This window comes from Paenibacillus sp. FSL F4-0087 (genome assembly GCF_038020215.1).
In the GTDB taxonomy this organism is placed as follows: Bacteria; Bacillota; Bacilli; order Paenibacillales; family Paenibacillaceae; genus Paenibacillus; species Paenibacillus taichungensis.
This window is the reverse complement of sequence record NZ_JBBODJ010000001.1, coordinates 1,384,680-1,396,296: the sequence shown is the minus strand read 5'-3', so window position 1 is coordinate 1,396,296 and position 11,617 is coordinate 1,384,680. Positions and strand designations below refer to the sequence as shown.

Genomic DNA, 11,617 nt, shown 5'->3' with positions numbered 1-11,617 from the left:
TGAGATGAACTTAGTTTAAATAGGAACCATTAGTTTAAAAGCGCTGGCGTATACGCAATGCTTGGCAGAACCCACATCAGGATGTAACGATCTAAAGCATGCATGTCTGCCAGCGCTTTTTATACGTTAAAGGCAGGTGAATGAGGAGTGAACAGTTACATCGTCAAACGTGTACTCGTGTTACTGCCCGTGCTGCTGGGCATGACCCTGATCGTCTTTTCCATTATCCACGCCATTCCGGGTGATCCGGCCGAGACCATACTCGGGCAAAAGGCAACCGAACAATCCAAGCAAGCTCTGCGTGACCAGCTCGGACTGGACAAACCCTGGTTTCAACAATATTTTGCTTATCTGGGCGATTTGTTTAAGGGAGATCTGGGCACATCCATCCGCACCAAGGTTCCCATTGCCCAGGAAATTGTGCCCTATCTGACAGCGACCCTTGAATTAACGATGGCGAGTATGCTGTTTGCGATCATTATCGGCGTGAATGCAGGAATTGTCAGTGCGTGGAAACATAACTCGTGGTTCGATTACTGCTGTATGGTCATAGCATTGGTGGGTGTATCGATGCCAATCTTCTGGCTTGGGTTGATGGAACAGTGGCTGTTTGCGAACAAATTGCACTGGCTACCATCCATCGGCAGAATGAATGCGCGTGATCCCATTGAAGCCATTACGGGCTTATATGTACTGGATACAATGATTGCCGGACGCTGGGATCAGCTGTGGACGGTTACGAAACATTTGCTGCTGCCAAGTATCGCGCTTGGGACAATTCCGATGGCTGTTATTGCCCGGATGACGCGTTCCAGTATGCTTGAAGTGATGAGTTCGGATTATATCCGTACTGCGAAGGCGAAAGGACTCGGCCCGTTTTTCGTCGTATATGGACATGCGTTGAAAAATGCGTTTATTCCCGTGCTCACCGTCATCGGCATACAGACCGGATCTTTGCTGGGTGGAGCCGTACTGACTGAAACGATCTTTGCTTGGCCCGGTGTCGGTCGCTATATATATGAAGCAATTAGTTCGCGGGACTATCCGGTGATCCAGAGCGGCATTCTAATTGTGGCCTTTTTTTTCGTAGTAATCAACCTGATTGTGGACTTGCTGTACGCCGTATTCGATCCGCGGATTAGTTATAAATAGGAAATTCATCATTTGGGTTGATGAATGGAACTTAATATAAGATCTTTAAAAAATTACACGACACGAAGAGTGCAGAACCAATCTGTAGAAGCGAAGTGTTCGCATTTATCACCGGATTTCCACCTTTAAATAGGTGGATCAATAAAATCTGGGGATAACAGCGATCGGAAGATGGTGCTGCAATCGTAGTGCTTGGGTGTAATAGAACTCGTTGATCTTGTATTTCATTCATATCCAAGAAGGGAGACGCCGCATGGCCAAATTATCGACCAATACCGGAGCATCCGTTGACGCCGCGTCGGCACCTGCATCAGGTCCATGGCGGGAAGCCTGGAGAACGTTTCGGAAAAATCGGCTTGCGCTAGCAGGCTTGATTATTATCGTTTTTTTCATCCTGTTGGCCTTTGCTGCCCCGTACATTGCCCCGTATGATTACAAAGAGCAGGTACTCACAGATCGTCTGCAAGCCCCTTCGGCAGAGCATTGGTTCGGTACCGATGATCTCGGGCGTGACGTATTCTCCAGAGTGCTGCATGGAGCGCGAATTTCATTGTGGGTTGGTTTCTTTTCTGTTATAGGCTCTATTATTGCGGGGGCTTTGCTTGGTCTGATTGCCGGATATTATGGAAAATGGGCAGACATGCTCATCTCACGTTTGTTCGATATCTTGCTTGCTTTCCCCGCTATTCTGTTGGCAATCGCCATTGTGGCGATTCTCGGTCCGTCTTTGCAAAATGCACTGCTCGCGATAGCGATCGTGAACATCCCGACCTACGGACGACTGGTACGTTCAAGGGTACTTAGCTTGAGACAGGAGGAATTCATTACGTCAGCGCGTACGCTGGGGGCTGGCAATATGCGAATTCTGTTCCGGCACATCTTGCCTAATAGTCTCACCCCGCTCATCGTACAAGGCACACTGGGGATTGGAACAGCAATTATTGAAGCGGCTGCACTTGGATTCCTAGGCATGGGGGCGCAACCACCTGACCCGGAGTGGGGCAAAATGTTGTCGGATTCCCGCCAGTTTCTGCAAAAAGCGCCGTGGACGCTTATTTTCCCCGGACTTTCTATCATGTTCACCGTGCTCGGTTTCAACTTGCTCGGGGACGGCCTGCGCGACACCCTTGATCCAAAGATGGCCAAAAAATAGAGGTTTGCAACTCCAACTGTAACTGTAACCCTTTCTCTGTAACTCTAACTTTTACGGTAACGCCGCTTAACGCCAACGCTAACCGTAAGTGTAACTTGTAGCTGTAACGCTAACTTCTGCTCCAATCTAACGAACCTAGGAAGCCTTATTCTGCGATTTCCTGCCAATTTGCCAGTCTAACGAATTTCACACACGCTATTTTGCGAAAAACCTGCGGAAAGTCTCGAAAGGTCGGCTAAAGGTGAGAAATAGCGTCTCTACGATTCGTTAGATAATGAAATCATCCTAAAGGGACCAATTAACGTCTGCAAGGTTCGATAGCGTGTGAATTTCTACTGTCACCCATCAAAGACAGTCAACCAGCTCGCTAGTTACTACACAGCAAGGTGGATGCCCGTTCGAAATACATTAGATGGGAATGCTGTGATAACAGCTACTATTCCTACATTATAATCTATCTCCAAGCCGGTTCGAACTTTGGTTTGAGGCGGCTTTTGTGTTGCATGATGTATTGAGCTAAAATGGTTAGAGATGAGCAGAACATGAAGTGTTATTCGATGATTTTGTTAAAATAACCGCTATCGTATTGACACCCAATTTTCCCATATGTTATATAAAAGGAAAGGGTTTAGCACTCCAATCATCAGAGTGCTAATAAATGATATTTTTACTACACGACTACATATGGAATGATTGTGTTTTTGAATATGGTTTTAATTAACCTTGAATAGGACATGAGAGTGAAATGAGCCAGAAAAAGCCTGGCACGCGAAAGAATGATCAATAGATTTTCAATTGATTAAAAATCTCAATGTTTAAAATCAATTGGTGAATGGTGCGGCAATAGTGAAGGGGACGAAATCGATTCTGTAGAAGCGAAGCGTTCGCCTAAAAGCTTTCTGAAGGAAAGCTGCTACGGAAGCATACGCTATCCCCTAATTTCTCCCTTGTTAAAAGGAGATCAAGGAAATTAGGGGATAACAGCGATCGAAAGAACGATTCGTAACCGGAACGGCTAGACCGCACAAAATCATGCGCTTATTTTAAATGAGGAATAGAGTGAATCAAAAAAATCTAGGTATCAAAGCGATTGAAGGCTTTTCTAGTAACGTAACATTCTGCATGTGAGGATTCAAAGGTTTACTTTCTATATTTAACCCAATCATTCTATCCCCAATTTGAAAGGAGACACCCATTCATGGCTAAAAAAGAATTCCAGGCTGAATCCAAACGCTTGCTAGATATGATGATCAACTCCATTTACACCCAAAGAGAAATCTTTTTGAGAGAACTGATCTCCAACTCCAGTGACGCCATTGACAAAATATATTACAAAGCACTGACGGACGACACACTCGTCTTTAACAAAGAGGACTACTACATCAAGCTCACCATCGACAAAGAGAACCGTACGCTTACGCTCACTGATACAGGAATCGGGATGACCCAGGAAGAGCTGGAGAACAATCTGGGGGTTATCGCGAAGAGCGGCTCACTGGCGTTCAAGAAAGAGAATGAAGCCAAAGACGGCCACAACATCATCGGACAATTCGGGGTTGGTTTCTACTCCGCATTTATGGTGGCGGACAAGCTGACGGTAACGAGTAAAACGCTGGGCAGCGATGAAGCATGGAAATGGGAATCCGAAGGCGCGGATGGGTACACGATCTCTCCAGCCGAGAAAGATTCCGTGGGTACAGAAATCGTCCTGACGATCAAACAAAATACCGAAGAAGATTCGTATGACGAATTTTTGGAAGAGTACCGCCTGAGATCCATCATCAAGAAATACTCTGACTTCATTCGCTACCCGATCAAGATGGATGTGACAGGTCAGCGTGCAAAAGAGGGTACAGAGAACGAATTCGAAGAGTACAAAGAAGAGCAAACCGTGAACAGCATGGTACCGATCTGGCGTAAAAATAAAAGCGAACTGACCGAAGAAGACTACAACAATTTCTATATGGAAAAACGCTACGGTTTTGACAAACCGCTCAAACATTTGCACATCAGCGCGGATGGCGCAGTGGTATACAATGCAATCCTGTTTATCCCGGAGAACACACCATTTGATTATTATACAAAAGAGTATGAAAAAGGCTTGGAACTGTACTCTAACGGTGTATTGATCATGGACAAATGCGGTGATTTGCTGCCAGATTACTTCGGATTTGTAAAAGGTATGGTCGATTCCGAAGATCTGTCCCTGAACATCTCCCGTGAAATGCTGCAACACGACCGTCAGCTCAGTCTGATTGCGAAGAACATCAAGAACAAGATCAAGAGCCAACTGCAAAGCCTGCTCAAAGACGAGCGTGAGAATTACGAGAAGTTCTATCAAGCGTTTGGCCGTCAGTTGAAGTATGGCGTATACAGCGACTATGGCGTGAACAAAGACACCCTACAGGATCTGCTCTTGTTCTCTTCTTCCAAAGAGAAGAAGCTGGTTAGCCTGGACGAGTACGTTTCCAGAATGCCGGAAGATCAGAAGTACATCTACTACGCATCCGGTGAATCCATTGAACGGATTGAGAAGCTGCCACAGATCGAGGGTGTACTAGACAAAGGTTATGAAGTCTTGTATTTCACCGACGACATCGATGAGTTTGCAATCAAGATGATCACGAATTATAAAGAGAAAGAATTCAAATCTATCTCCAGTGGTGACCTGGGCATCGAGGACAGTGCAGACAAAGAAGAAACAGACGCACAGGACAACGACAACAAAGAGTTGTTCGAAGCGATGCAAGCACAGCTTGGCGGCAAAGTAAAAGCTGTTAAAGCTTCAAAACGCCTGAAAAGCCATCCGGTATGTTTGTCTACTGAAGGTGAGCTGACGATTGAGATGGAGAAAATCCTGAAGGCTATGCCGAACAGTGAAAATGTACAGGCAGATAAAGTGCTGGAGATCAACGTAAATCACGATGTCTTCAAATCCTTGAAAGACGCATTCGCACAGGATAAAGAAAAACTAAGCCTTTACACAAGCTTGCTGTATCATCAAGCATTGCTGATCGAAGGACTGCCAATTCAAGACCCGGTAGAGTTCACCAACGATATCTGCAAAGTTATGGTCTAAACTACCTTCTTCACCCGACAGGGCATTTGCCCTGTCGGTTTTTTTATTTTTATCTCCTTACCCATACAGCGGAGGGGACTGGGAAGACAGACTATCATTGAAGTAATGAATGAACAATTTAATGGTATTCTTTAGCCTCTCAAAGTCTTGTTTGAAGTCCCCCTTTATAGGGGATGTAATGTCATTTTAGATTGGGTGTGAATCAAACAGCGAAAGTAGTGAAGGGGACGGAATCGATTCTGAAGAAGCGAAGCGTTCGCCTTTATTCCCGAATTTCTCCCTTTCTAAAGGGAATCAAGGAAATTTGGGAATAACAGCGATCAAAAGAACGATCCGTAACCGGAACGGCCACGCAAACTGTATAAGGCACTTTTTTCGTCATAAGTTACTTTCAATATTAATCATTATCATTTAGGTGCACGGATGATAGTCTGGCGGGGTATAATAAGAGAAGACGACTGTGCATCACAAGTTGATGTGAGAAGAGATGACAATCGCAGACAGGTTTTGCTTTTCGAAACTGCAGAATATGTGTATAATCACTCAAAATAGAGACAGTCGGCTAGGAGTGATCAACATGCAATGGAACGATCTGAGAGAACATAGACAATACCCTGAACTAACGAAACTGGATGGGGCTCGTGCAGCCTATGAGCGCGACTATTCCAGACTGATACATTCACCGACCTTTCGTCGGTTGCAAGGCAAATCGCAGGTGTTTGGTGCAGGAACGGGCGATTATTATCGCACACGATTGACCCACTCCCTGGAGGTGGCGCAAATTGCACGAGAAGCGGCAAGAAGCTTGCTGCGTCGTTACCCGGAGGTGGAGTTGAACCAGGCGGATAACCCCGGACTGATTATTGATTCAGAAGTGGTGGAGTGTGCCGCGATTGCGCATGACTTCGGTCACCCGCCTTTTGGGCATAAAGGGGAAGAAGTGCTGGATGGCATCCTCGATGATCTCATTAACACAGAGGCCAAGAAAATCATGAAGAAAAATCGCGGGGCCAAATCACCTCAACCGGAACCGGAAATTCGTGCAGAGCTCAAGCGGAAGTATGAGCACTTTGAAGGCAACGCGCATAACTTCCGTCTCATTATGTATTTAGAAAAACGGGAAGATATCGATGGGCTGAACCTGTCGGATGCAGTGCTGCTGGGCATTAACAAGTACCCGTATCCTGGCACGGAGAGCAAGAAAGGCATGTATTATCATGAATGGCAGTATATCCGCGAGATTCGCGATCGATGGAACATTCCTGCTGGCAAAAAAACGCTTGAAGCGCAGCTGATGGACCTCTGCGACGATATTGCGTATTCCGCACATGATCTGGAAGATGGCATCAAAGCAGGTAAAATCGAAGTACACGAGCATTTCCTGCAAGATCCGCATATCAATCGACTGATTGTGGATAAGATTACGACACTGGAGGATCTGTTCTGGAACGGATGGACAAGGGAAGCGATTGGCAAAAAAGTTGAAGAAGTCCTCGCTTCGTTCCTGCGCATCTGGAATGAAAAGATGCCGTTCTGCGAGCATGATTACTCACGTACCCGCCGTGAGGTCAAGGCTTACTGGGTCAGCCTTTTTGTCGCTAGCCTGGGGGTTATTGATAACGGAGACTGGAAAAAGGTGACGTTTGTCCGTGAAGGCGCCGAGGATCTCGATATGCTGCGTACGGTAAGTGTGCTTAAGAGCTTTGCCTGGGTGACCATGATTCGTGACCTGCGTGTGCAGAGGTTGCAAAAGCGCAGTGAATGGATGATTAAGCGTCTGTGGGATGCTTTTCTTGACCCGGAAACGTCCAAATCCATTATTCCGTCCGATTGGCTGCAACGTTATGAGAAGGATCAGGCGAAGGCGAATCCGATCTGGACTTGGGAGCACATGGTGATTGATTATATAGCCGGGATGACGGATGCTTTTGCCGAGAAAATATACAATGAACTATACGGTCTCAAGGTGGGTTCCATCTACGATCTAGATTAGAGATAAGCATGACGAAGGGAGATGAGACGCTTGGGTGCGAACATCAGTGGAAAATACAATCTGGGCGTACTTGACCTTGTTCCAAGGTTGAACGGCGCCACAGCAGAACAGGCGCTACAACAATCCGTTACACTTGCGCAGCATGCTGAAGCCTGGGGCTATTCAAGGTACTGGACGTCGGAGCACCATGACATGGACGAACTTGCATCAGCATCACCGGAAGTGTTGCTTGCCCATATTGGCGCGCGAACGAACACGATCCAGCTTGGCTCCGGTGCCGTACTGTTACCACATTATAGCCCGCTTAAGGTAGCGGAGTCGTTCCGACTGTTGGCGGCGCTCTACCCGGGGCGCATTGAGTTAGGCTTGGGACGTGCTCCTGGGGGCGGTCCCCATGCAACGATGGCCTTGAGTGGCAATTACTTGCAGCATGTGTCCAAGTTGCCTGAATCGCTCGCGGCACTAACCGAACTACTGGAAGATCGATACACTTATGAGGAACATCCAGTGACGGCCCGTCCGATTCCGGAGCTTCCATTATCCTTATGGATGTTGGGTACCAACGTGAAGAGTGCTGAGTTTGCCGCTCGCTTCGGTATGGGATATGTATTCGGACAATTCATGAGTGATGCGGATGGTACGGAAGCTGTGCGGCGTTATCGGGAGGGTTTTATCCCCAGCGCCAATAGGAAAGAGCCGGAGGTTATGGTTGCTGTAAGTGTGCTGTGTGCGGAGACGCAGGAAGAGGCATTGTCCTGGAGTAGCGAAATGGCGGAGAGACGCAGATCTGTTGGAAAAGAAATTTCAACGCAGTCTGACCATGTCAGCACAAGTACCGGCACCAATGACATGACCGATGCCAATGAGAATGAGGTACAACGGCATTATGCCGGTACACCTGAACAAGTCTCGAAACAGTTGCAGCAGGTGTGCCAAAGGCTGAATACGGATCGGCTGCTTGTAGTGACAACTGGACCGGATTACGAGAGAAGGTTGGCCTCCTACAAGTTGCTGGTGAACGCATAAGGGGGCGGCTGCTAGCCGTTATGATACAAAGAATGGCGGATTCCATTCCGCCATCTGCATGGATTTAAATCGTAAGAGCTGCAGATCGGATATTTGCCGTATGCTGCAGCTCTTTTTTGCTTCATTTAAGTCTGAATTTTACATCATTCGATTCCGTTCAACAGATGATGTGAAATAATCACAAGATTTTACAAAATAAAGCATGACTAAAATAAAAGAATGTTATAATACTTTACGTCTCTTTTCCTATGGATATAATATAGAAAAGAGTAATTTGCAAGATGCCAAAAGAAGGGTAAAACAACGACAAAAGCACCTAAAATACGGAAGTGGCCGAAGATGGGCACAAGGGGGAAATCATATGTTCAGCAGATTCAAGATCAAGAGTATCGGTCTGCGTATCAGCATCGCGTTCTATCTATTAATCCTCTGTTTAATTCTTCTTAGTGTCACGATTGTTACACAAATGAACTCGATGGAAAAAAATACGAATATGATCACCAATAACTGGATGCCCTCCATCCAGCAGATTAACCGATTGAATTATACAACAGAACATATTTTGTCATTAAGCTATCGTCACTTTGATGCACAGGCAGGGGCCAAAGCGGACCTTGCTGAAGAGCGCACCAAATACATTCGCGAAACGGCCCAGGCTATTAAAATATATGATCAGCAGGAGAAGACAGCTGAAGAAAAAGAGCAGTGGGAAGCATTAAAGAGCAAGTGGGAAGCTTACCTCAAGATTAACACGCAATCCATCAAGCTGAGTGATGAAGGTCAGGAACAACTGGCTAAGGAAGTATCCGAAAAAGGGGCCGCCTCCTTCGATGCCATGCAAGTCCATCTGGACTATCTGGTGGATTACAATCAGCAGCAGTCCGATCTCTCTGCGGCTCAGACGATCAGATCCGTCCAAGATGGCCGAATCATTATCGTCATTGGTGTTCTTGTGATGATTATCATTACAGCAATTGCGATCCCAATTATCCGTTCACAAGTCGTTAAACCACTGCTTCGGGTGATCAGTGCCGTGAAACTGATTGCGGAAGGTCAATTGAATGTCCAGGACATACATACCAAACATGAAGACGAAGTTGGTGTTCTTGCCAAAGCCGTGAATGACATGAAAGGTAATCTGACGTCCATGGTATTGAATGTTAGACGAATTGCTGAAGCCGTCAACCGCCAAAGTAGTGAATTGGCTATTTCCTCTGAAGAGGTTAAGATCGGCAGTCGCCAAATTGCCATAACGATGGAAGAGTCCGCAAAAGCGGCAGAGAGTCAGGCAGAAACGGCTGTTGAATCCGCCCGTACCGTCGAGGGGCTGAACGCAAATATTCAGCAACATTCGGAACAGGGGAATCAGCTTCGTCTGATGTCAGACCTGATTTTGAAACAAGGACAGACCGGCCGCGAGTCCATGGAGCAATCCGTGAACCAAATGCTACAGATTGCTGGCGCAGTTTCCTCTTCCATGAACAAGATGGAACAGCTAGACCGTAAAAACGAAGATATATCGCAGTTGGTTCAAGTCATTCATGACATTGCGCGCCAGACCAACCTGCTCGCATTGAATGCTTCCATTGAAGCTGCCCGGGCAGGAGAGAGTGGACGCGGATTTGCAGTTGTTGCAGCAGAAGTGCGGAAGTTGTCCGAAGCCGTTCGAACTTCTGTGGAAGAGATTACCGTCATCACGGAGGACATCCAGAAGGATTCTCAGGGCGTTGTTGAGGAATTACGAACAGGTGTACTGGAAACAGAACGTGGGCAGCAGCAAGTACGTAATTCCGGCAATCTGTTCCGTACCATTAGTGAGTCGGTAGAGGGTATGGTTCAAGTCATTGGTACAATGACGGATGGTCTGGAAGGTATGCAGGAAGCGAGCGGACGGATGAATGATTTCAGTCAACAAATTTCGGCAGTATCCGAGGAATCCGCGGCAAGTGTAGAGGAAGTGTCAGCTTCAGCCGAAGAACAGGTGAGTTCAATGGAAACGATTAGCGGCAATATTCAAACCCTGAAAGATCTGTCCGAAGATCTGCTTTCTTCCATTGAAAAATTAAAAATATAAAACCTCTTCTTATAATAGAAGAAACATGAAGGACGGCTACCATATTGAGCTCTACAAACAGCAAAGATTCAGTTGTCGGAAGTTACGTATATACCTTCGCTTGCCATGAGAATGAACGTGCCCTATGTGAATTGGAATTGGAAACGATGCTCGTTCCTGGGACAGATATTGGTTCAGGAGATCACGCCTATGTACGCTCCAATATTTGCATTCCACCAGGTAGAAGTCCATTTGTCCGGGGCAGACTGGATGTGATGGCCGAAGCGGATACAGTAGCAGGTCTGAAACCTGCTGCTTCACAAGTCGCCTTGTCATCTCGTGAAACGTTCAAGGTTGTCTGCTTGAAAGAGGGCGATGACATGCCGGATTATGCGCATTCTCGTTTGCTGGAAAAAGAGCTGGGCATGTGCATTAAAGGCAAAGCTATGATGAAACAGCCTGACGTGACTTTTGGACTAATGCATGTGAATGGAAAATGGCTCTTCGGTCAATGGACAGAAGCCGATCGCTCGTGGCAAACCCATCATCAGAAGCCGCAAAATTACTCCACGGGCCTTGGTGTTACGTTAGCCAGAGCGTTAGTCAATATTGCTATTCCGCAAGTGGAGGGGCATCAGTTGCTCGATCCATGCTGCGGAATGGGAACCGTTGTAATTGAGGCATTGTCGATGGGAATTGAGGTCAAGGGAAATGATTTGAACCCTTTGGCGGTACAGGGTGCACGCATTAATGTTCCTCATTATGGGTATGATCCAACCAGAATTACCCTCGGGGATATGAATGATCTGGAAGGTTTCTACGATGCAGCCATTCTGGACATGCCATATAATCTCTGTTCTGTTCTTCCGGATGAGGAACAACTTGCCATGTTGACGAGTTTGAAGAGACTTGCAGGACGGGCAGTGATCGTTTCCACCGAATGGGTGGAGGGGCACATTCTGGATGCCGGATGGAACATTGATCAGTATCGAACGGTGAGCAAAGGCACGTTTATACGTCACATTTGGCTATGCACTTAGAACGGCTGCGCTGAAAATAACAGAAAAAACCTCCATACCGGAAAAAATCCATTTTCCGGTATGGAGGTTTTTGATTTTCGTAGGGAAACTACCTTACATGAATTTGTACAATTTCACCTAG

The 11,617-nt window shown here is 46.5% G+C and carries 7 protein-coding genes; all 7 read left to right on the top strand.

Annotated elements, in window-relative coordinates:
• Nucleotides 1–147: 147 nt before the first annotated feature.
• The 7 genes from MHB84_RS06730 to MHB84_RS06700 all read left to right on the top strand — a co-directional run bounded on the left by MHB84_RS06730 (nucleotide 148) and on the right by MHB84_RS06700 (nucleotide 11,496).
• Nucleotides 148–1,152, top strand: coding sequence for an ABC transporter permease (locus tag MHB84_RS06730; RefSeq protein ID WP_024632912.1), 1,005 nt, complete (start codon nucleotides 148–150; stop codon nucleotides 1,150–1,152).
• Between the two features lie 253 nt (nucleotides 1,153–1,405).
• Nucleotides 1,406–2,305 carry a nickel transporter permease gene (gene nikC / locus MHB84_RS06725; protein WP_076291477.1) on the top strand — a complete coding sequence of 300 codons (900 nt, stop codon included), beginning with the start codon at nucleotides 1,406–1,408 and terminating at the stop codon, nucleotides 2,303–2,305.
• Between the two features lie 1,198 nt (nucleotides 2,306–3,503).
• Nucleotides 3,504–5,384: a molecular chaperone HtpG gene (htpG, locus tag MHB84_RS06720; protein WP_076291478.1), complete on the top strand. Its 1,881-nt coding sequence runs from the start codon at nucleotides 3,504–3,506 to the stop codon at nucleotides 5,382–5,384.
• 577 nt (nucleotides 5,385–5,961) lie between these two features.
• Entirely contained in the window at nucleotides 5,962–7,377 is a 1,416-nt protein-coding gene (locus MHB84_RS06715; protein WP_076291479.1) for a deoxyguanosinetriphosphate triphosphohydrolase family protein, read from the top strand.
• A 30-nt stretch (nucleotides 7,378–7,407) separates the two neighbouring features.
• Nucleotides 7,408–8,403 carry an MsnO8 family LLM class oxidoreductase gene (locus tag MHB84_RS06710; RefSeq protein WP_256716914.1) on the top strand — a complete coding sequence of 332 codons (996 nt, stop codon included), beginning with the start codon at nucleotides 7,408–7,410 and terminating at the stop codon, nucleotides 8,401–8,403.
• A gap of 361 nt (nucleotides 8,404–8,764) precedes the next feature.
• Nucleotides 8,765–10,477 (top strand): methyl-accepting chemotaxis protein, encoded by a 1,713-nt coding sequence (locus MHB84_RS06705; protein WP_076291480.1) that lies wholly within the window; start codon nucleotides 8,765–8,767, stop codon nucleotides 10,475–10,477.
• Nucleotides 10,478–10,521: 44 nt separating this feature from the next.
• Entirely contained in the window at nucleotides 10,522–11,496 is a 975-nt protein-coding gene (locus MHB84_RS06700) for a TRM11 family SAM-dependent methyltransferase (RefSeq protein ID WP_256716915.1), read from the top strand.
• Nucleotides 11,497–11,617: the final 121 nt, after the last annotated feature.